The 20,658-nt window shown below is 71.6% G+C and carries 20 protein-coding genes; 8 read left to right on the top strand and 12 right to left on the bottom strand.

The features are described 5' to 3' along the window. Positions 1 to 25 precede the first annotated feature (25 nt). Complete coding sequence (locus I2W78_RS22780; RefSeq protein WP_196462124.1) at positions 26 to 553, bottom strand: MarR family winged helix-turn-helix transcriptional regulator; 528 nt, start codon at positions 551 to 553, stop codon at positions 26 to 28. 128 nt (positions 554 to 681) lie between these two features. Here I2W78_RS22780 and I2W78_RS22785 point away from each other — a divergent pair, with 128 nt between their 5' ends. Further along, complete coding sequence (locus I2W78_RS22785; protein WP_196462125.1) at positions 682 to 1,473, top strand: dioxygenase family protein; 792 nt, start codon at positions 682 to 684, stop codon at positions 1,471 to 1,473. A 20-nt stretch (positions 1,474 to 1,493) separates the two neighbouring features. Here the strand turns inward: I2W78_RS22785 and I2W78_RS22790 are convergent, their stop codons facing one another. After that, complete coding sequence (locus tag I2W78_RS22790; protein ID WP_196462126.1) at positions 1,494 to 2,012, bottom strand: GNAT family N-acetyltransferase; 519 nt, start codon at positions 2,010 to 2,012, stop codon at positions 1,494 to 1,496. A gap of 193 nt (positions 2,013 to 2,205) precedes the next feature. Between I2W78_RS22790 and I2W78_RS22795 the strand changes: the two genes are divergently transcribed. Further along, positions 2,206 to 3,204 (top strand): sigma-70 family RNA polymerase sigma factor, encoded by a 999-nt coding sequence (locus I2W78_RS22795; RefSeq protein WP_196462127.1) that lies wholly within the window; start codon positions 2,206 to 2,208, stop codon positions 3,202 to 3,204. Between the two features lie 476 nt (positions 3,205 to 3,680). Then, positions 3,681 to 4,388 (top strand): TetR/AcrR family transcriptional regulator, encoded by a 708-nt coding sequence (locus I2W78_RS22800; protein WP_374222694.1) that lies wholly within the window; start codon positions 3,681 to 3,683, stop codon positions 4,386 to 4,388. Between the two features lie 13 nt (positions 4,389 to 4,401). Here I2W78_RS22800 and I2W78_RS22805 read toward each other — a convergent pair whose 3' ends face one another. Next, positions 4,402 to 5,364 carry a helix-turn-helix transcriptional regulator gene (locus I2W78_RS22805; protein WP_196462128.1) on the bottom strand — a complete coding sequence of 321 codons (963 nt, stop codon included), beginning with the start codon at positions 5,362 to 5,364 and terminating at the stop codon, positions 4,402 to 4,404. Between the two features lie 62 nt (positions 5,365 to 5,426). On the opposite strand from I2W78_RS22805, the gene I2W78_RS22810 reads away from it, so the two are divergent. The 4 genes from I2W78_RS22810 to I2W78_RS22825 all read left to right on the top strand — a co-directional run bounded on the left by I2W78_RS22810 (position 5,427) and on the right by I2W78_RS22825 (position 11,156). Then, positions 5,427 to 6,950, top strand: coding sequence for an MFS transporter (locus I2W78_RS22810; RefSeq protein ID WP_196462129.1), 1,524 nt, complete (start codon positions 5,427 to 5,429; stop codon positions 6,948 to 6,950). 225 nt (positions 6,951 to 7,175) lie between these two features. After that, positions 7,176 to 7,937, top strand: a complete 762-nt coding sequence (locus tag I2W78_RS22815) for a DeoR/GlpR family DNA-binding transcription regulator (protein WP_196462130.1) — start codon at positions 7,176 to 7,178, stop codon at positions 7,935 to 7,937. Then, a complete protein-coding gene (gene pfkB / locus I2W78_RS22820; RefSeq protein WP_196462131.1) occupies positions 7,934 to 8,881 on the top strand; it encodes a 1-phosphofructokinase in 948 nt (315 codons plus the stop codon). The genes I2W78_RS22815 and pfkB overlap by 4 nt, the downstream gene beginning before the upstream one ends. 160 nt (positions 8,882 to 9,041) lie before the next feature. Then, positions 9,042 to 11,156 (top strand): PTS fructose transporter subunit IIABC, encoded by a 2,115-nt coding sequence (locus I2W78_RS22825; RefSeq protein WP_196462132.1) that lies wholly within the window; start codon positions 9,042 to 9,044, stop codon positions 11,154 to 11,156. A gap of 468 nt (positions 11,157 to 11,624) precedes the next feature. Here I2W78_RS22825 and I2W78_RS22830 read toward each other — a convergent pair whose 3' ends face one another. The 4 genes from I2W78_RS22830 to I2W78_RS22845 all read right to left on the bottom strand — a co-directional run bounded on the left by I2W78_RS22830 (position 11,625) and on the right by I2W78_RS22845 (position 16,302). Further along, on the bottom strand, positions 11,625 to 12,371 hold the full coding sequence (locus I2W78_RS22830) for a DUF6227 family protein (protein ID WP_196462133.1): 747 nt from the start codon (positions 12,369 to 12,371) through the stop codon (positions 11,625 to 11,627). A 195-nt stretch (positions 12,372 to 12,566) separates the two neighbouring features. Beyond that, positions 12,567 to 13,790 carry a L,D-transpeptidase gene (locus I2W78_RS22835; protein WP_196462134.1) on the bottom strand — a complete coding sequence of 408 codons (1,224 nt, stop codon included), beginning with the start codon at positions 13,788 to 13,790 and terminating at the stop codon, positions 12,567 to 12,569. Between the two features lie 174 nt (positions 13,791 to 13,964). Beyond that, entirely contained in the window at positions 13,965 to 15,011 is a 1,047-nt protein-coding gene (locus tag I2W78_RS22840; protein ID WP_196462135.1) for a P1 family peptidase, read from the bottom strand. Between the two features lie 52 nt (positions 15,012 to 15,063). Then, the gene (locus I2W78_RS22845) at positions 15,064 to 16,302 is read right to left on the bottom strand and encodes a low temperature requirement protein A (RefSeq protein ID WP_196462136.1); all 1,239 of its coding nucleotides are present in this window, start codon (positions 16,300 to 16,302) and stop codon (positions 15,064 to 15,066) included. Between the two features lie 164 nt (positions 16,303 to 16,466). Here I2W78_RS22845 and I2W78_RS22850 point away from each other — a divergent pair, with 164 nt between their 5' ends. Then, on the top strand, positions 16,467 to 16,649 hold the full coding sequence (locus I2W78_RS22850; RefSeq protein WP_196462137.1) for a hypothetical protein: 183 nt from the start codon (positions 16,467 to 16,469) through the stop codon (positions 16,647 to 16,649). Between the two features lie 40 nt (positions 16,650 to 16,689). Here I2W78_RS22850 and mscL read toward each other — a convergent pair whose 3' ends face one another. From mscL to I2W78_RS22875, 5 genes are all read right to left on the bottom strand, one after another. Next, positions 16,690 to 17,175: a large conductance mechanosensitive channel protein MscL gene (mscL, locus tag I2W78_RS22855; RefSeq protein WP_196462138.1), complete on the bottom strand. Its 486-nt coding sequence runs from the start codon at positions 17,173 to 17,175 to the stop codon at positions 16,690 to 16,692. A gap of 141 nt (positions 17,176 to 17,316) precedes the next feature. Further along, positions 17,317 to 17,871, bottom strand: a complete 555-nt coding sequence (locus I2W78_RS22860) for a hypothetical protein (protein WP_196462139.1) — start codon at positions 17,869 to 17,871, stop codon at positions 17,317 to 17,319. A 152-nt stretch (positions 17,872 to 18,023) separates the two neighbouring features. Beyond that, the gene (locus tag I2W78_RS22865) at positions 18,024 to 18,857 is read right to left on the bottom strand and encodes an S-methyl-5'-thioadenosine phosphorylase (RefSeq protein ID WP_196462140.1); all 834 of its coding nucleotides are present in this window, start codon (positions 18,855 to 18,857) and stop codon (positions 18,024 to 18,026) included. Between the two features lie 103 nt (positions 18,858 to 18,960). After that, positions 18,961 to 19,266 carry an FmdB family zinc ribbon protein gene (locus I2W78_RS22870; RefSeq protein ID WP_196462141.1) on the bottom strand — a complete coding sequence of 102 codons (306 nt, stop codon included), beginning with the start codon at positions 19,264 to 19,266 and terminating at the stop codon, positions 18,961 to 18,963. Positions 19,267 to 19,333: 67 nt separating this feature from the next. Beyond that, on the bottom strand, positions 19,334 to 20,608 hold the full coding sequence (locus I2W78_RS22875) for an MFS transporter (protein ID WP_196462142.1): 1,275 nt from the start codon (positions 20,606 to 20,608) through the stop codon (positions 19,334 to 19,336). Positions 20,609 to 20,658 lie beyond the last annotated feature (50 nt).

A 20,658-nucleotide genomic window follows, 5' to 3' on the forward strand; every position in this document is an offset into this window, starting at 1 on the left:
ACTCCTTCGGGCACTCCGCACGGGCTCAGCGGAGCCAGGGCAGATCCGCCCCGGCCTCGCTGGGCTGAAGTCCCTCGGCGACGATCCGCATGATCTCGCCGAGGGACTTCTGCTGTTCCGGGGTGAGCCGGTCGAACACGGCCTGCCGTACGGCGGCCACATGGCCCGGCGCCGACCGCTTCAGCACCTGAACGCCCTCGTCCGTGAGCACCGCGAACTGGCCCCGCTTGTCGGAGGGGCAGTCCTCGCGGCGGACCCAGCCGTTCTTCTCCAGCCGGGCGACGGCGTGGGAGAGACGGGAGCGGGTGATCTTCGCGTGCATCGCCAGCTCGGTCATCCGCAGCCGACGGTCCGGGCACTCGGCGAGCTTGACGAGGAGGCCGTAGTAGACGTGCGGCATGCCCGCGTCCCGCTGGAGCTGGCGGTCGAGGTGGTCCTCCAGGAGCGTGGCGGCCTCGATGTACGAGCGCCAGACGCGCTGCTCCTCGTCGGTGAGCCAGTTCGGCTCGTCGGCGGGTGCGGACGCGGGTGCGGGTGCGGATGCCGTGTTCATGGGCTCCACTGTACGAGACCTCTCCTTGAAATTTAAACAAATAGTGCGTAAGGTCAGGGCTGGAAAGATTTAGAGTTAAAGCAAATTGGTCGAAGCGAAACTGGGTCCTCCCGGAGGGAGCCGCCGTCATGTCCGCCGCCGCTCAGGAGCGCATGCCCGCCCTGTATCTCAGTCACGGTGCCCCACCGCTGGCGGACGACCCGATCTGGCCCGGACAGCTCGCCGCCTGGTCCGCCGCACTGCCCCGCCCGCGGGCCGTCCTCGTCGTCTCCGCCCACTGGGAAGAGGCCCCGCTCGCCCTCGGCGCCACCCGGACCGTCCCCCTCGTCTACGACTTCTGGGGCTTCCCCGAGCACTACTACCAGGTCCGGTACGAGGCTCCGGGCGCTCCCGAACTCGCCGAGTCCGTACGCAAGTTGCTGCGCGGCCCCGGCATGCCGGTCCAGGACGTCCCGGACCGGGGCCTGGACCACGGGGCGTACGTCCCGCTGGTCGAGATGTTCCCCGAGGCCGACATCCCCGTCCTGCAGGTCTCCATGCCGACCCTCGACCCGGTGCGGCTGATGGAGATCGGCCGCAAGCTGGCCCCCCTGCGCGACGAGGGCGTGCTCATCGTCGGCTCCGGCTTCTTCACCCACAACCTCGCCGCGCTGCGGCACACCGGCGGGGGAGTGCCGAGCTGGTCGGCCGAGTTCGACGACTGGGGCCGGCGGGCGCTTCAGGCGCGTGACGTGGACGCCCTGCTGGACTTCCTCCACAAGGCTCCGGCGGGCCGCTACGCCCACCCCCGCACCGAGCACTTCGCCCCGCTGTTCGTGACCATGGGCGCGGCGGAGGTGGCCGGTGAGCTGGGCGCGCAGAAGTCGGTGATCGACGGGTTCTGGTTCGGGATGGCGAAGCGGTCGGTGCAGTTCGGCTGACCCGCACTGCCGGCTCCGGCCTACAGCTCCTTCTCGTACCAGGCCACGTCCCAGTAACGCCCGAACTTGCGGCCGACCTCCCGGTAGGTGCCGACGTACCGGAAGCCGAAGCGCTCGTGCAGCCGCGTGGACGCCTCGTTCGGCTGCGCGATGCCCGCGTAGGCGCGGTGCAGGTCCTCACCGGCCAGCGCCTCGAAGAGGGCCTCGTACAGCAGCGTGCCGACGCCGCGGCGGCCGGCGTGCGGGGCGACGTAGACCGTGACCTCCACGGACGTGGAGTACGCGGCCTTCGCGCGATAAGGGCCGGATGTGGCGTACCCCAGGATTTCCTGTGAGTCCGCGTCCGTGGCAACCATCAGCCGGTGCGGCCCGTCTTCCGGGTGGGAGAGCAGCCAAGGGCGGCGCTCCGTCGGAGTGAAGACCGCCGTGTCGAATGTGATGGGCGTCTCACGAACGTAGTGGTTGTAGAGGTCGGTGAGGGCCGCGAGATCACCCTCGACTCCCGGTCTGACCTGCACCTCTGTACGTCCCGACGGCATCGGGCCTCCTCGTGTGGCCGGACAGGAGCCGGACAGGGTACTGCATGATCAGAAAAATCGAGGGGCGGGTTGGGAATTCTGTCCTGATTCCAGTCGTTGTTTCCATCGGATGCAGGGCACCCGAACGAAGACCGGAGAGGGTGCTGAGCGTTCGTAGGACCACCCGCTGACCTCACATCGCAAGGGAGCACGCATGGCAACCCGTGCCGTCGCCCGTCGTACGTCCGCCGCAGGCGGGACCGTCGACGCGGCCAGCAGTGTTCGCGCCCATGGCGGCGAGATCGCGGACCGCGATCTGGTCGGCATGTATCTCGACGAGATCGCGCGGACGCCGCTGCTCGACGCCGCCAAGGAGGTCGAGCTGTCCCAGACCATCGAGGCGGGTGTGTTCGCGCGACAGGTCCTCGACGGGTACGAGGAGTCCAAGGCGGACGCCACCCGTGAGGAGCTTCAGGCCCTGGTCGACGAGGGGGAGCGGGCCAAGGACATCTTCATCCGCTCCAACCTCCGCCTGGTCGTCGCGGTCGCCCGTCGCTACCCGCGCAGCGGCCTGCCCCTGCTGGACCTGATCCAGGAGGGCAACGCGGGCCTGGTGCGCGCGGTCGAGAAGTTCGACTACCGCAAGGGCTTCAAGTTCTCGACGTACGCCACCTGGTGGATCCGCCAGGCGATCACGCGCTCCATAGCCGACCAGTCGCGCACCATCCGCCTGCCCGTCCACCTGGTGGAGGAGCTGGGCCGGATCCGGCGCGTGCAGCGCGAGTTCAACCGCGACCACGGCCGGGAGCCGGAGCCCGTGGAGATCGCCGAGGAGCTCGGCTCGACGCCGGAGCGCATCAGTGACGTCCTGGACTGGGCGCGTGACCCCGTCTCGCTGAACATGTCGGTGGACGACGAGGGCGAGACCCAGTTCGGCGACCTGCTGGAGGACACGTCGGCGGTCTCCCCCGAGCAGTCCGTGATGACCCTGCTGCGCAGCGAGGAACTGGACGACCTCATCGGCCGCCTCGACCAGCGCACGGCGTCCATCATCAAGATGCGGTACGGCATCGAGGACGGCCGGGAGCGGACCCTGACCGAGGTCGGCAAGGAGCACGGCCTGACCCGTGAGCGCATCCGTCAGATCGAGAAGCACGCCCTGCTGGAGCTGAAGAAGCTGGCACGTCAGACCGGCTTCGACGCCGCCGCGTGAGGCTCGTCCGAGGTGGCGCACGGCGATCGTTGCGGGGGCGTACGCCGGGGGGCGAAGGCCCGCGCAAACATGGCTGTGTAACGCCGCTTCAAACGACGCGGGCCGGGAACAAGACTCCCTGGCACGGTAGTTCGGGCCCGAGGGTGAGCCCCCGGGCACCGACGGTCACTACGGCTGTGCGCACGGCACCACGGGTGGCCGAGCAACTGCCGCACCACACACCACAAGCCACGTCCCGACGCACTCCCCCCGGCGCCGGGACCTCCCCGAGCCGGGCTTCGGCGCCTTCCCCCGGGCGTCGGGGCCCGGCTCTTTTGCGTCGGGTCTCTTGCGCCGCGTCCCTTGCGGCGTGTCATGTGCGTCGCGTGGCCCTCGCCCGGCTGAGGGCAGGCCTGGGCGGCGGGGCACCCCGTACCTGAACCCCGGGGTGGCCCGCCGGAATGGCAGATTGTGCCACATCGGCATAGCCTGACGACGTGAGCAGCACCACCCCAGCACAGCACCCCCGGCGTTCTTCGGCGTCCTCCTCGGCCTCGCCGTCCCCCTCGGCCGCCTCCCTGACCGAGCGGCGCAAGGCGGAGACGCGGATGGAGATCGCCCGCGCGGCGGCGGGCCTTTTCGTGCGGCACGGACTGCGCGGCACCCGCGCCGAGGACATCGCCCAGGCCGCCGGGATCGCGCCGCGCACCTTCTACCGCTACTTCGCCACCAAGGAGGAGGCCGTCGCCCCCCTCTACGCGGCCGGCGCCCAACGCTGGGTGGAAGCGGTCCGCGAGGCCCCGGCCGAGCTGTCGCTCCCGCAGGCGCTGGAGCACGCGGTACGGCACACCCTGACGCCGGGGGTGGGCGTGTCCGCGGCGTCCTGGGAGTGGGTGCGCACGCTGATCCGGATGTCCGAGGCGAGCCCGGCGCTGCGGAAGGTGTGGGCGGAGGTGTGCAGATCCTCGGAGGACACGCTGGTAGAGGTGCTGGGGGAGCGGGTGCCGCCCACTACCGACGGTGACGACAACGTTGCCGAAGGCGCCTCCCCGCAGTTGCGTTTCACCGCGGCCGTCGCGAGCGCGGTCGTACGGGTGGCCGTCGAGTCCTGGGCGGCGGGGACCGCCCCGGCGACGGGACCGGAGGGCCCGGCGGAGCTGGCGCTGCGGAACCTGGAGTCGCTGCGAGACTTCCGGTGGGGGTGAGCGGGCTGGCCCCTCACCCCGCCGCCCGGCTCAGCCGTGCCCCCAACTCCCGGGCGTACTCCACGAGTTCCGTCGGCTGCCGCACCGTGAACTCGAAGCCCAGCATCGCCAGCCGTACCGCCACCCACTGCAACGGGTCGGCCGTGCTGCCGCGCAACCGGCACCTGCCCTCGTCGAGCGGCTCCGGCGCACCCAGCCACCCCCGCAGCCGCGCCGCGACGACGTCGGCGGGCGCCTCGAACGTGACTGTGACCTCGTACGTCTCCTGCTGACGCCGGATCGACCGCCGCAGGTACTCCGCCGCACTCCCGGTCGGCAACTCCCGTGGCGTGAACCGCGCTCCGGTCGCGAACGGCTCGCTCACCCGGTCGACGCGGAAGGTACGCCAGTCCTCGCGGCCGAGGTCGTACGCCACGAGGTACCAGCGCCGACCCGTGGACACCAGCCGGTACGGCGCGGTCAGGCGCCGCGACTCACTGCCGTCCCCGGCGCGGTACGCGAACCGCAGCCGCTCGTGGCCGGCCACCGTCGACGCCATCACGGTCAGCGTCTCGGGTGCGATGGTCGGCCCGTCGCCGCTGGTCAGTGCCGTGGTCGCGGTCTGCAGGGTGGCCACCCGGTGCCGTAGCCGGCTCGGCAGCACCTGCTCCAGCTTGGCCAGCGCGCGTACGGACGCCTCGTCCATGCCCTGAAGCGCGTGTCCGGCGCCGGCGCGCAGGCCCACCGCGATCGCCACCGCCTCCTCGTCGTCGAGGACGAGGGGCGGCATGGCCTTGCCCGCGACGAGCCGGTAGCCGCCGTCCGCGCCCTTGGTCGCCTGCACGGGATAGCCCAGCTCGCGCAGTCGGTCGACGTCCCGCCGCACCGTGCGCCGCGAGACCCCGAGCCGCTCGGCGAGCTCGCCGCCGGGCCATTCGCGGGGCGTCTGGAGGAGGGAGAGCAGTTGAAGGAGCCGAGCCGGAGTGTCCGTCGTCATGAGTCCGAGGATGCCGTACAACTAGGACATGATCTGACCTAATGCGGACCTAGTTTGAACGCATGACCTCCACCGAGACCTCTCAGCCCGGACCGGGCATGCCCTCGATACCGGATCGCCGTCGCTGGTTCGCGCTCGCGATCGTGATGACCGCCGCCTTCATGGACCTCGTCGACGTCACGATCGTGAACATCGCCATCCCGTCGATCCAGCGCCACGAGGGCGCCTCCTTCAGCCAGATCCAGTGGATCACCGCCGGATACGCGCTCGCCTTCGCCGCGGGCCTGATCACCGGCGGCCGCCTCGGCGACATCCACGGCCGCAAACGCGTCTTCCTCATCGGCATCGGCGGCTTCACCCTCGCGTCCGCGCTGTGCGGCCTCGCCGCCACCCCCGAGATGCTGGTCGGCGCGCGGATCCTGCAGGGTGCGATGGCGGCGCTGATGGTGCCGCAGGTCCTGGCGATCGTGCACGCCACCTTCCCGGCGCACGAACGCGGCAAGGTCTTCGGCCTGTTCGGCGCCGTCGTAGGCCTCGGCGCGGTCTCCGGCCCGCTGCTCGGCGCGCTGCTGACCGAGTGGAACCTCTTCGGCCTCGAATGGCGCCCGATCTTCCTGATCAACCTTCCGGTGGGCGTCGCCGGCCTGATCCTGGGCCGCCGTTTCATCACCGAGTCCAGGGCGCCGTACGCCCTGAAACTGGACCTCGTCGGCGTCGCCCTGGTGACGCTGGGGCTGCTGATGCTGCTCTACCCGCTGACCCGCGGCCGCGAGCTGGGCTGGCCGGTGTGGGGGTACGTCTCGATGGGCGGCGCACTCGTCGTCGGCGGGGCGCTGGTGGCGTACGAGCGGCGCAAGGCGGCGCGCGACGGCTCCCCGCTGATCGAGTTGTCGCTGTTCAGGGTGAAGAGCTTCGCCGCCGGTATCGCCGTGCAGACCGTGTTCGGGATCGCGCTCGGCATCTTCTTCCTGGTGTGGACGCTGTACATGCAGTTCGGCCTCGGCTGGGGCCCGCTGCGGGCCGGGCTGACCGGGGTGCCGTTCTCGATCGCGGTGTCGGTGGCCGCCGGGGTGTCGGTGCAGAAGCTGGTGCCGCGCTTCGGTCGCGGGGTGCTGCAGGCGGGCGCGCTGGTGATGGCCGCCGGGCTGGGCCTCTACATCTGGGAGTCCGAGCGGTACGGCCTCGCCATCGCCTCCTGGCAGATGGCCCTGCCGCTGGTCGTGATGGGCGCGGGCATGGGCCTGATCGTCGCCCCGCTGACCGACGCGATCCTGTCCGAGGTGCCGCGCGAGCACGCCGGTTCGGCGTCCGGGCTGATCAGCACGGTGCAGCAGATGGGCAACGCGCTCGGGCTCGGGCTGGTGTCCGTGGTCTTCTTCGGCGTGGTGGACGAGCGGATCGTCTCCGCCGGGGCGGGGCCGGCGTTCGTGGACGGCTTCCAGCACGCGGTGGGGTGGGTCGCCGGGGTGATGGTGGTGATCTTCCTGCTGATGTTCGCGCTGCCCAGGCGGGCGGCGGGGCATGCCGAGGGCGGCGTGGATGAGCCGGTCGTCGCGGCGGAGAAGGAAGCGGCGCTGGTGCACTGAGTCACCCGTTCCCCGTGGGGCCCGGCACTGAGGTGCCGGGTCCTTCTCTGTTTTTCCGGCGCTGGAGTGCGTTCCTGGCGCTGGAGTCCGTTTCCGGCGCTGGAGTGCGGTTCGGTGAAGTCCGTTCATGCCCGAATCAAGTCCGAGCCTGTTTACTTTCCGGAAATCCGGGCGTAGCCTCCGAGTGAAACCACACGTTCGGGCACAGTCGGAGGCGAAGGGGCAATGTACGCACCGGAGCGGCAACAGGAGATCCTCCGTCTCGCCCGCGACACCGGCCGGGTGGACGTGCTGTCGCTGGCCGAGGAGTTCCAGGTCACCGCGGAGACGATCCGCCGCGACCTGAAGGCCCTCGACCGCGCCGGCCTCGTCCGCCGGGTGCACGGCGGAGCCATCCCGGTCGGCCGCCTCGACTTCGAGCCGGACATCGCCGAGCGCGAGTCCACGGCGGCCGACGAGAAGGACCGCATCGCCAAGGCGGCCCTCGCCGAACTGCCCACCGAGGGCACGATGATCCTCGACGCCGGTACGACGGTGGCCCGGCTGGCCGCCGCCATCCCGCTGGAGGCCTCGCTCACCGTCGTCACGCACAGCCTGCCCATCGCGGCCCGCCTCGCGGACCACCCGGGCATCCAGCTCCATCTCGTCGGAGGGCGCGTACGGCACCGTACGCGCGCCGCCGTGGACGCCTGGGCGCTGCGGGCCTACGGCGAGATCCGGGCGGACGTCCTCTTCGTGGCGGCCAACGGCTTCTCCGCCGAGCACGGCCTGACCACCCCCGACCTCGCCGAGGCCGCGGTCAAGCGCGCGGCCCTCGTGGCCGCCCGCCGCGTGGTGCTGCTCGCCGACTCCTCCAAGCACGGCCAGGAGCACTTCGCCCGCTTCGGCGACCTGAGCGACGTGGACCTGTTGATCACCGACCACGGGCTGAGCCCCGAAGACGCCACCGCCATCGAGCGCGGCGGCACGGAAGTAGTGCGCGCATGATCCTCACCGTCACCCCCAACCCGTCCCTCGACCGCACCTACGAGGTCCCGTCCCTGGAGCGCGGCGAGGTCATCCGCGCCACCGGCGAACGCATGGACCCCGGCGGCAAGGGCGTGAACGTCTCGCGCGCCGTAGCGGCCGCCGGACGGCGCACGGTGGCGGTGTTGCCCCTGGGTGGTGCGCCGGGCGCGCTCGTCGCCGACCTGCTCGACGCGCAGGGCATCGAGGTGGCGCCGGTCCCGATCGCGGGCGCCACCCGTTCGAACATCGCGCTCGCGGAGGCGGACGGCATCCTCACGAAGATCAACGCGCCGGGGCCGGAGCTGTCGGCCCAGGAGCAGGAACTGCTCTTCGACACGGTGCGCGCGCAGGCCCGGGACGCCGACTGGATCGCCTGCTGCGGCAGCCTGCCGCGCGGCCTCGCGCCCTCCTGGTACGCCGAGCTGGTCGCGCGGGCGCACGCCGGAGGCGCCCGGATCGCGCTGGACACCTCGGGGCGTGCGCTGCTGGAGGCGTTGCGGGAGCGGCCCGACGTGGTGAAGCCGAACGCCGAGGAACTCGCGGAGGCCGTCGGGCGGCCCCTGGCCACGGTGGGCGACGCGGTGAAGGCGGCCGAGGAGTTGCGCGAGCGGGGCGCACGCGCCGTGCTGGCGAGCCTGGGCGCCGACGGGCAGCTGCTCGTGGACGACGCGGGCACCTGGTACGGCAGCGCGCGCGTGGACGTCGTGCGCTCCAACGTGGGCGCCGGCGACTCCTCGCTCGCCGGCTTCCTGATCGCCGGCGGCAGCGGCCCGGAGGCCCTCGCCTCCGCCATCGCGCACGGCGCGGCCGCCGTCCAGCTGCCCGGGAGCGTGATGCCGACGCCGGGCGATCTGGACCCGGCAGCGGTGACGGTCACCTCCGACGTGCCGGTTGACCGCGAGCTGAAGGAGCCGGTCTCATGAGCGTGCCTACGACGGTTTGTCCGTCATCTGCCGAATCGGCCGGTGCGTGGCGAGGCTCCCCCTTACTCGCCGCGGCTGTCCCCACAACCCCCCACAGCATCCCCGTCCCCTTTTCCGCCCACCCCACCTCACGGGCGATACGCGTGCTAAGGAGCCCGCGATGAGTGACATGATCACCGCGGACCTGGTCGACCTCGACCTGTCCGCCGACACCAAGGAAGCGGCGGCGCGCGCCCTCGCCGAGCGCATGGTGGCCCTGGGCCGGGTGACCGACCTGGAGGGTTTCCTCGCCGACGTGGCGGCCCGTGAGGCACAGATGCCGACCGGCCTCGACGGCGGCATCGGCATCCCGCACTGCCGCAGCGAGCACGTCACCGAGCCGACGCTCGCCTTCGGGCGCAGCGCGGCCGGGATCGACTTCGGTGCGGCGGACGGTCCGGCCGACCTGATCTTCCTGATCGCCGCGCCCGCCGGGGCCGACGACGCCCACCTGACGATCCTGTCGTCGCTGGCCCGGCAGCTGATGAACACCGAGTTCACCGACGCGCTGCGGGCGGTGAGAGACGCGGGGTCCGCGGCGGCGCTCATCCGCGGGGACGAGACTCCGGCGGCCGCCACCGCCGGGGAGACGGAGTCGGCAGCCGCGGCCGGTTCGGCCGCTTCCGCCGACTCCGCGGACTCCGTGGCGGCGTCGGGGGCGGCCTCCGCCGACGCCGCCACGGGTGACACCGTCGCCGCTTCCGGTGACTCCGGCGACTCCGCCGACTTGGGCGGCGAGCGTCCGTTCCGTATCGTCGCCGTCACCTCCTGCCCCACCGGCATCGCCCACACCTACATGGCGGCCGAGTCGCTGGAGAACGCGGGCCGCGAGGCCGGTGTGGAGGTCGTCGTCGAGACGCAGGGCTCGGCCGGCTTCACCAGGCTCGACCCGGCGGTCATCGCGGCGGCGGACGGCGTGATCTTCGCGCACGACCTGCCCGTACGGGAGAAGGACCGCTTCGCCGGGAAGCCCACCGTCGACGTCGGCGTGAAGGCGGGCATCAACCGTGCCGCCGAGCTGATCTCCGAGGTGCGCGGCAAGGCGGCGCGCGGCGAGGTCACCGCGGCCGCCAGGCCCGGCGGGACCCCCGTCGAGCGCGCCGGCGAGCCCGGCGAGGGCTACGGCACCAAGCTGCGCAAGTGGCTGATGTCCGGCGTGAGTTACATGGTCCCGTTCGTCGCCGCCGGCGGTCTGCTCATCGCCCTCGGCTTCGCGATCGGCGGCTACCAGATCAACGAGGCCAAGTCCGTCACCGAGCACTTCGACTGGGGCCAGATCGACAGCTGGGGCGCCCTGCTGTTCCAGATCGGCGCCGCGGCCTTCGGCTTCCTCGTCCCGGTCCTCGCCGGATACATCGCCTACGGCATGGCCGACCGGCCCGGCCTCGTGCCCGGCTTCGTCGGCGGCGCGATCTCCGTGACGATCGGCGCCGGGTTCCTCGGCGGTCTGGTCGCCGGTCTGATCGCCGGTGGTGTGGTCCTCGGAATCCAGCGCGTCAACATCCCGGCGCCCCTGCGCGGCATCATGCCCGTGGTGGTGATCCCGCTGATCTCCTCGGCGATCGTCGGATTCCTGATGTTCGTGGTCATCGGCAAGCCCATCGCCGAGGTACAGAAGGCCCTGACCGACTGGCTGAACGGCCTGTCCGGCGCCAACGCCGTCCTCCTCGGTGTGCTGCTCGGCCTGATGATGTGCTTCGACCTCGGCGGCCCGGTGAACAAGGTGGCCTACACCTTCGCGACGGCCGGTATCTCGGTCGCGGCCCCCAGCGACTCCGCGATGAAGATCATGGCCGCCGTGATGGCCGCCGGCATGGTCCCACCCCTGGGCATGGCCCTGGCCACCACCGTCCGCAAGAAGCTGTTCACCACCGCCGAGCGCGAGAACGGCAAGGCCGCCTGGGTCCTCGGCGCCTCCTTCATCTCCGAGGGCGCGATCCCGTTCGCGGCCGCCGACCCGCTGCGCGTCATCCCCGCCTCCATGGCGGGCGGCGCGGTCACCGGCGCCCTGACCATGGCGTTCGGCTCGACCCTGCGCGCCCCGCACGGCGGCATCTGGGTCACCTTCCTGATCGGCAAGCCGCTGCTGTACCTGCTGGCCATCGCGGCGGGTACGGCGGTCACGGCAGGCCTGGTCATCGTCCTCAAGGGCCTGCGCAAGCCGGCCCCCGGGGCGACGGAGCCCGAGCCGGTCGCGGTCCCGACGGAGGCCAAGCAGCCGGTGGCGGCGGCGTAACGCCGGGATCGGAGAGGCAGCCGGTGGCGGTGTAACGCCGGGATCGGAGGAGGCAGCCGGTGGCGGTGTAGCGCCGGGATCGGAGAGGCAGCTGGTGGCGGTGTAGCGCCGGGATCGGAGAGGCAGCTGGTGGCGGTGTAACGCCGGGATCGGAGAGGCAGCTGGTGGCGGTGTAACGCCGGGATCGGAGAGGCAGCTGGTGGCGGTGTAACGCCGGGCGCGGAGAAGGCAGCCGGTGGCGGTGTAACGCCGAGCACGGGGAGGCAGTGCGGTCCGGGACCGAGGTGAGTCCCGGACCGTGCTGTTCGTTCACGCCGGGGCGTGTGAGGCGCGCGCCGCCAGGAACGTGGCGCTTTCAGGCTCGCGTGCCGGTGAGGAACGCGGCGTTTTCAGGCTCGCGTGCCGATGAGAAACGCGGCGCTTCAGGCTCGCGCGCCGTCAGGATCCCGTCGCTCAGCCGACCGCCCCTCACGACAGCTGCGCGGCCCTCCGCTCCATCGCCTCCCGGGCCGCGTCCTCGGACGTGTACACCTCGCACATGTGCCGACCGTCCGGCGTCGCCGTGTGCTCGACCTCCCACAGGGAGATCTCCTGCCCGTCGCACAGCAGGAACGCGTGCTCGTAGAGCGCGAAGCCCAGCCCGGCGCGCCCCGCGCGGCACGGGCGCCCGAAGGCCTGCGTGATCTGGTGGGCGCACGCCATGGCGAGCAGCGCGGCCGTCTCCGCGCCCGGCCGGTCCGGGTTCTCCGCCCGGCGCAGCAGCCGGCGGGCGTGATCCGCCGAGTCGTCCGGCACGTACGCGTGCCGCGGCGTGGGGATCGACGACAGCTCCACCGGCACCGGCAGTTCGAAATCCGGCGTGTCCGGCGGCAACGCGAGCCGGGAGCCCGCGGCGTGCAACTCCTCCGAGTCGACGTACACCTCGTGCTGCGGGGGGCCGCCCGGCGTGGTGTTGTGGACGAGCTCCCAGAGGGTGAGCGCCGAGCCGTCGGCGAGGAGCCAGGTGTGCCGGTACGTCTCCTGGTGCAGGCCCGCGCTGTGGTGCGCGGAGTGCAGCGAGCTGTCGTGCGCCAGCGCGCTGTCGAGCCGCCTTATCGTCTCGTCCGGCAGCTCGAACGAGTTCAGGGCGCGTCCGAGCAGTCGCGCGAGATGCTCCTCCGGAGACTCGGGCGAATCGGGTGATTCGTACGCTGCCGTCTCGTACGGAACGCTCAAGGTTTCTCCCGGCGTTGCTGCATGTCACCTTGTGGGTGCATACCGTAGCCCCTCGGTCGGACATCATGTCCGGGAACCGAGAAAACGTACGCCGGGAAAACGGCCGGGCCGCGCGAAAAGTTCCCACGCGACCCGACGCTCCGTCAAAAAGTCCTGGTCGGACGGCCGTCGTACGGATCTCCCGGCTCGCGTCGGTCAGTCGGCGCTCCCGGCGATCCACTCGCTCCACGCCATGTTCCAGCCGTTGAGCCCGTTGTCCGGCGCCACCGTGGAGTCGGCGGAGTTCTTCACGATCACGACGTCCCCCGTGATCGAGTTGTCGAAGAACCACTTGGCCGGAGTGTCCCCCTGCCCGCCCCGCACGTCCTGGAGCCCGACACAGCCGTGGCTGCTGCCGAAGCGGCCGAAGGGCGGATTGGCGGGCTTGTACCAGTAGTTGCCGTGGATGAACGTGCCGGACGTGGTCAGCCGCATCGCGTGCGGCACGTCCGGGATGTCGTACGCGTTGGCGAGGTCGACCGTGCGGCTGTCCATCCGGGTCTCCACCAGCTTCTCGGAGATCACCATCTGCCCGTTGTACGTGGTGAACTCGGGGCTGCCCGCCGAGATCGGGATCGTCCGGATCGTCCTGCCGTCGCGCACGACCGTCATGGTCTGCGTGTTGGCGTCCACCGTGGAGACCTGTGAGCGCCCGATGGTGAAGGTGACCGTCTTCTTCTGCACCCCGTAGACGCCGTTCGCGCCCTCCACGCCGTCCAGGTCGATCTTCATCGTGACCTTGGAGCCGGCCTTCCAGTAGTCCTCGGGCCGGAAGTCGAGCCGCTGCGCCCCGAACCAGTGCCCGACCACCTCCTGCCCACTGCTCGACGTGACCGTGATGTGCGACTGCACGGCCTTCTTGTCGCTGATCGCCTTGTCGAACGTGAACGACACCGGCATCCCGACCCCGACTGTCGTCCCGTTGTCCGGCGTGTACGTCCCGATGAAGCTGTTCGCCGGCGTCACGGTCGTGAACGTAGAGTCGGCGGCGGTGGCCTTGCCGCCCGCGTCCTTCGCGGTCGCCGCTATCTCGTACTTCGTCCCCCGCTCCAGCTGCTCCTTCGGCTTCCAGCTCCGCCCGTCCGCGGAGATCGCCCCCGGCACGGCCTGCCCCGTCTCGGCCACCGTCATCTTCACCTCGGTCAGCTTCCCGTCGCTGACCTTCACGCCGGTCGTGTTGATCGACGCGCCGGTCGAACCGTCCTTGGCCGAGATGACGATCCGCGCCGCCGAGGTCTTGCTCTCGCCGCCACTGCCGCCGCCCTTGCCGTCGTTGTCGGCCTTGGCGCTGCCACTGCAGGCGGTGAGGGTGACCGCGCCGACCATCAGGGCGGCACAGGCGACCAGCGTGCGCCGCTTTGCTATGTCCGGCGTTGTCACGGGCTGCTCCCTGTTCATGTGATGTGGGTGATCCGTTCCGGTGCGTGGAGAAAGAGGGGACCGGGGACCGGTGGGGTTCCCTCCACTCACCGGGAGCGCCATCACGTGACAGAACCGGGACAATCGCTTCGCTTGACGCGGGGCAGGGCGGGGCAGGGCGGGGCGGGGGGCTGCTCAACTCCCTCCATACAGTTCCGAGTAGGAGGGCCACCCCCCGCCCTCCCCCTCCCCCCGCCCCTTCCCCTCCACCGACTCGGCCGAGCGGACCGCTCGCACGATCGCGCGCGTCACCGTGTCCGCGCCCGCCGCCAGGATCTCGTTGAGCGCCAGCGGTTGCGTGGCATCGAGCTCGCGTGACCCGGTCGCCAGCGCGAAGACCGTGTCGCCGTCGTGCAGCAGATGCACCGGCCGCACCGCGCGTGCGATGCCGTCGTGTGCCGTGCCCGCCAGCTTCTGCGCCTGCGCCTTCGACAGGTCCGCGTCCGTGGCGACGACCGCGAGCGTGGTGTTCAGCGGGGGCGGCGCGTGCCTCGCCGCGCTCTCCGCGAGTCGCTTGCGTGCCGCCTCGTGCACCTGCGCCGACGGGTAGTTCACGCGCCCCTGGAACAACTCCCCGTACAGCACCCCCGTCTCCGGATCCACCACCGACCCCGCCGCGTTGGCCACCACCAGCGCGGCCACCGTGATGCCCGAGTCGAGGACGACGCTCGCGGTGCCGACCCCGCCCTTCATCGGCCCGACCGCGGCACCCGTACCGGCGCCCACGCACCCCTCCCGCACCGGCGCGCCGATCTCGCTCGCCGCGGCCGCCTCGACAGCGGCCCGGCCGAGGGTCGCGTCCGGTCTGGCCCGGAAGTCGCCGCCCCGGCCCAGGTCGAAGACGCACGCGGCGGGCACCACCGGCACGACGTGCGCCGGATCCGGCCCGACGCGCACCCCGCGCCCGTGTTCCTCCAGCCAGGCCATCACTCCCGACGCGGCGTCGAGCCCGTACGCGCTGCCGCCGGTCAGCACGACCGCCTCGGTCTTCTGCACCACGTTGCGCGGATCGAGGGCGTCGGTCTCCTTGGTGCCGGGGCCACCGCCGCGCACGTCCACCGCGGTGACTGCCCCGCCCTCGGGTGCGAGGACGACCGTGGTGCCGGTGAGCCAGCCGTCGCCGGTGCGCGTCGCGTGCCCCACCCGCAGGCCGGTCACGTCCGTCAGAGCATCAACTGTCATGAAGACCAGTCTCCTGCCCCCTCGGGCGTTTCCCCAGGGCGCGTTCCGGGACTCAGACGGTCGGCGTGCCCGCCTGCGCCCGGCGTTCGCGGGCGGCCAGGCGTGCCGTCAGGATCACCCCGGTCACCACCGCCAGCGCCGACACCACGCCGGCCGCGAGGACCGCCCAGTCGCCCAGGAAGGTGCAGCAGATCACCAGCAACGCCGTCATCGGCAGCACGAGTTGCGCGGTGATGCCCACCTTGAAGTAGCGCGAGTGCAGGGCCCAGACGGTGAGCAGAAACAGCGCCGTCGGCAGCGTCACCGCGGCGGACGCCGAAAGCGTGGAGATGTGCGCCTTGCCGATCGTCTGCTCGACCGCCACCTCCAGGCCCGCGCCGATCGCGGCCGCCGAGGCGAAGATCAGGTAGTGGCCGTAACCCCACACGAACGCCTGCCGGTTGGAGCGCAGGCGCCCGTGGACCGGCACCGCGAAGTAGATCCACCAGGCGGAGAACACGATCAGCAGGCCACCCGCCGCGATCGGCAGCAGCTCGCCCATCGCGTCGGTCTCGTCCGCGCCCGACTTCACGGCGACCGTGGCCGCGGCGATCGTCTCGCCGAGCACGATGATCGTGAACAGCCCGTACCGCTCGGCGATATGGTGCGGATGCCACGTGGTCGGCCGGACCTTCTCCGCGAAGACCGGCACGCACAGCTCCGCGACCACCATCACCAGGAACACCCACGGGCGCGCGGGCTGCGGGAAGAGCACCAGCCCCACCCAGCCGACCTGGCAGAGCAGCACGCCACCCGCGTACCGCAGCGCGGTGGTGCGCTCCGCGCCCTCGGCCGATCGCGCGGCGCGTAACCACTGTGTGGCCAGGGCCAGCCGCATCACCACGTAGCCGAGCAGGACGAGCAGGAAGTCGTGGTCCTCGAAGGCCCGTGAGATCCCGGCGGCGAGCAGGAGGACGCCGGCGATCTGCACCAGGGTGACCACGCGATACAGGGCGTCGTCGTTGTCGTACGCCGAGGCGAACCAGGTGAAGTTCATCCAAGCCCACCAGATGGCGAAGAACACCATCGCGTAGCTCAGGATGCCCTCGCCGGCATGGGCCTCGGCGACCGCGTGCACCAGCTGGATTCCCGCCTGTGTGACGGCCACGACGAAACACAGGTCGAAGAAGAGTTCCAGTGGCGTGGCGGCGCGGTGCGCCTCGTCGCGACCTCGGGCGGTGAGTCGGCGCAGCGGCCTCCGAGGGGTCGGCGCGCCGGACGTGGCGGGCGGCGGAGTCGGACTGGACGTCATGATTCCAAGCACAGCAGATACCGGCTGGAAAATCTTCGCAAGCCAGGGCCAACCAGGCATCCCGGTCGGCAGGGGCCCGCCGCCCCGGTTCGGGCGTGGCGCGGTGCGGCGTCGGCCCCGTGCGGCCACGGGCCGCGTCGGTGTCCGCCCCGTACCCTGGAGGCATGAGTACCTCTCCCGCCCCCGAGCCCCGTGCGCCCAAGGCCGCGCTGATCTTCGGCGATCCGCTGGACCAGCAGTCCTCGGACGACACGGACCGGGGGTGGGGCGAGCGGCCGGGCAGCGGCGGCGACGCGGCCGACGACCTGAAGCGTTTCCTCGACGAGAAGCCGCCCCACCACCTGTGAGCCGTTCGCAGGGCCCCCAGGACCCTGCCAACCGCCCTCGCTACGGCTCGGTGTGGCCCGAGCCGCGCTGCCGGCCCTGTGCGACCAGCGCGTCGCGGATCTCCTTGAGCACCTCCAGCTCGGTCACCTCGATGACCTCGTGCGTGCCCTCCCGCGCCTTCCTGCGGGCCTCCTGCCGGGCCAGGTACTTCGCCATCGGCAGCACCATCAGGAAGTAGACCACCGCCGCGGTGATCACGAAGCTCAGCGTGGCCCCCAGGACCGAGCCCCACTGGATCATGACGCCACTCGTGACCGTCCCGTCCGGGCCCACCTCGCACGGCCCCTTGAGGCACGAGCTGTAGCTGTCGAGGTTCTTGGTGCCGATCGCGCCGACCAGTGGGTTGATGACGCCCTTCACCACCGAGTTGACGATGTTGGTGAAGGCGGCGCCGATGACCACCGCGACTGCCAGATCGACGACGTTCCCGCGCATCAGGAAGGCCTTGAAGCCCTGCCAGACGCTCGGTTCCTTCTTCTCGCTCACCTAGTGGCCTCTCCTCGTCGCATGTGCGGCTTGTGGAACAAACAGTTCCGCAACCTACGGCAGGGCGAGGCAGCCGTGTCCAATTCGGTAGCGCCGACGAGCGACTTGACAGCAAGTCGCGTACAGCGCGCAAGACGCGGTTCAGCACAGCGTCACCGCCAGCCGGGCCGTCGCGCTCGCGCCCGCCAGACGCGCCGCCGTGGGACGCGGCACCGAGAGCACGACGAGCGCCCCGCTGTCGACCTCGCCGTCCAGCGGCTCGGGCACCTTCGTCACCAGCGCACCGCGCGCGACCACATCGGCGTCACCGCCCGTCGCCGTCTCCTCGGCGGCGACGACGTCGACCCGGTCGCCGGGCCGCAGCAGCCGCACCGTCGCCGCGTCGGCGATGCGCACGGGCGCGGACACCCGCTCCCCGGCCCGGCGCTCCGGCGCCCGGTCCGCCACGGGGTGCCCGCGAGCCCGCTCGCCCTGATGGACGTCGGCCGGGGCACGTGGGCCGGCCGCCACGAGCGCGGCGGCGGTGATCGCGAGCCCGGCAGCCAGGGCCCGCCGCCGGTGCCGTACGAACCGTCGCAGCTGATACCGCCCGCCGCGCACGCGAACCGGAGCGAAGTGCGGCACCTCGCAGGTCGGAGGCGCATCGGTGCCGGGGGGACGGGGGGGACGCGGAACGGAGGACGCAGCGAAGGACACGAGGACCACCACCTGTGACGACGGATCGGTTGCAGCCCACGATGAGGCTTCGCGCCGCCGTCCGCCGGTGCCCGTGTACTACCGACGGGTTGTGGACAACTCCCTCACCCGAACGGGAAGTTCCGCCACCTGCACACACCCCGCAGTCGGCCTTACGGCAGCTCGAACCCCGGATCCATCCCGCCCAGCGCGTTCACGCACAGACAGTCCCGCTCCTCGTTCGCCGGCAGCGCCGCCACCGCGTCGAACAGCACCCCCCGCAGCCGGTCCACGTTCGCGGCGAACACCCGCAGCACCTCGTCGTGGGAGACGCCCTCCCCGGTCTCGGCGCCCGCGTCGAGGTCGGTGACCAGCGTCAGCGAGGTGTAGCAGAGCTCCAGTTCACGGGCGAGCACCGCCTCGGGGTGGCCGGTCATGCCCACCACCGACCAGCCCTGCGCCTGGTGCCACAACGATTCGGCACGGGTGGAGAAGCGCGGCCCCTCGATCACGACGAGCGCGCCGCCGTCCACCGGCTCCCAGTTCCGCCCGTGAGCGGCTTTCAGGGCGGCCGACCGTCCGGCGGGGCAGTAGGGGTCGGCCAGGGACACGTGCACCACGTTCGGCACGGTCCCGTCGGGCAGCGGCAGCCCGTCGAAGTACGTCGACACCCGGGACTTCGTACGGTCGACCAGCTGGTCCGGCACGAGCAGCGTGCCCGGACCGTACTCGGGGCGCAGCCCGCCCACCGCGCAGGGCCCGAGGACCTGGCGTACGCCGACCGAGCGCAGCGCCCAGAGGTTGGCCCGGTAGTTGATCCGGTGCGGCGGAAGATGGTGACCGCGTCCGTGGCGGGGGAGGAAGGCGACCCGCCGGCCGGCGACCTCGCCGAGGAAGAGGGAGTCGCTGGGCTGCCCGTACGGCGTGTCCACCTGCAGCTCGGTCACGTCGTCGAGGAACGAGTAGAAGCCTGAGCCGCCGATTACACCGATCTCTGCGTTCGCCATGCTCAGCACAGTAGCGGCCGTCGGTGTGACCGCAGGAGTCGGCGCCGGAAAGACCGAGGACCCCACCGGTCGTACGACGGCGGGGTCCCGGGAGGTGTGTGGCTCAGGCGGCGGTGGTGCCGGCCGACGTCCCCGAGCTGGACGCCTTCGAGTCCGAGGACGAAGACGAGGAGGAGGAAGACGAGGACGTCGAGGACGAGCTCGTCGACGCCGGCGAGCTGCTCGACGAGGAGCCGCGGCTGTCGTTGCGGTAGAAACCGGAGCCCTTGAAGACAATGCCGACCGCGGAGAACACCTTCTTCAGGCGGCCCTGGCAGCTGGGGCACTCGGTCAGGGCGTCGTCGGTGAACTTCTGCACCGCCTCGAGGCCCTCGCCGCACTCGGTGCACTGGTACTGGTAGGTCGGCACTGTCTTCCTCCTGGCACTCTCACTCGATGAGTGCTAACGACGGTCCATAGTGACGTATTCCCCGGGATCAGTCCACTGCGACCGGCGAGCGGTGACCGACGCCACGTGCGACGGTGCGGCTTCGGGGCCGGGCGAACAGTCGCGACCTCAGCGCGACCAGCGTCACCAGCGCGAGCGCCGTACCCCCGAGCGGGACCAGGAACCCGGCGCCGCCCCAGAACCGGTCCTCCAGCTGTCCGGCGACCGTGACGGCGCCCGCCTGACCGAGCGCCACCGCGCCGGTCAGCCAGGTGAACGCCTCGGTGCGCGCCCCGGCCGGGACCAGGCCCTCGACCAGGGTGTAGCCGGTGATCAGGGCGGGCGCGATGCACATGCCGACGAGGAGGCCGAGCCCGGCGAGCAGCGGCACCGAGTGCGCGGCCCACAGGCCGGCGGCGGCCAGCGCGAGCGCGCCGTAGCCGACGACCAGGCGTCGCTGCGGGGCCGCCTTCCAGGCGATGGCGCCGCACGCGATGCCGGAGAGCATGTTGCCCGCGGCGAAGGTCCCGTACAGGACGCCGTTCAGGCCGGGCTCGCCGATCGACTCGGTGAACGCGGCCAGCGAGACCTGCATGCCGCCGAAGACGGAACCGATGCCGAGGAACGCCACGGCCAGCACCCGCACCCCGGGGATGCGCAGCGCGGAGGCCTGCTCCACGCGCGCGTGCCCGCCGGTGGTGACCGTCGGCTGCGTGCTCTTCTGCGCGGCGAACAGCAGACCGCCGACCAGCGTCAGCGCGGCCTCGGTCACCAGGCCCGCCGCCGGGTCGACGACGGTGCACAGGGCGGTGGCGAGCAGCGGGCCGACGACGAAGGTGAGCTCGTCCGTGACGGACTCGAAGGCCGCCGCGGTGTTCATCAGGGGGGAGCCCTGGAGCTTCACGCCCCAGCGGGCGCGCACCATGGGGCCGATCTGCGGCACCGAGGCACCCGTGGGGACGGCTGCCACGAACAGCGCCCACAGGGGGGCGTCCGCCAGCGCGAGTGCCGTCAGGGTCAGGCCTGCGAGGGCGTGCACCAGGATGCCGGGGATCAGCACGGCGCGCTGCCCGAAGCGGTCCGCCAGACGCCCGCTGTAGGGCGCGAACAGCGCCATGGAGACGCCGGTGACGGCCGCGGCGGCGCCTGCCGCGCCGTAGGAGCCGGTGGTGTGCTGCACCAGCAGCACGATGGAGATCGTCAGCATCGCGAACGGCTGACGGGCCGCGAAGCCGGGGAGCAGGAACGTCCAGGCGCCGCGGGTGCGCAGCAGCTGTCCGTATCCCGGGCGGGAGGTCTTCGACGAGGTGACCGTGGACGCCACGGCCCTTGCCTTTCTGCCGCCTGGTAGCGCGGCCCACTTGTGGTGGGCCG

The sequence above is a fragment of the Streptomyces spinoverrucosus genome (assembly GCF_015712165.1).
Lineage (GTDB): Bacteria > Actinomycetota > Actinomycetes > Streptomycetales > Streptomycetaceae > Streptomyces > Streptomyces spinoverrucosus_A.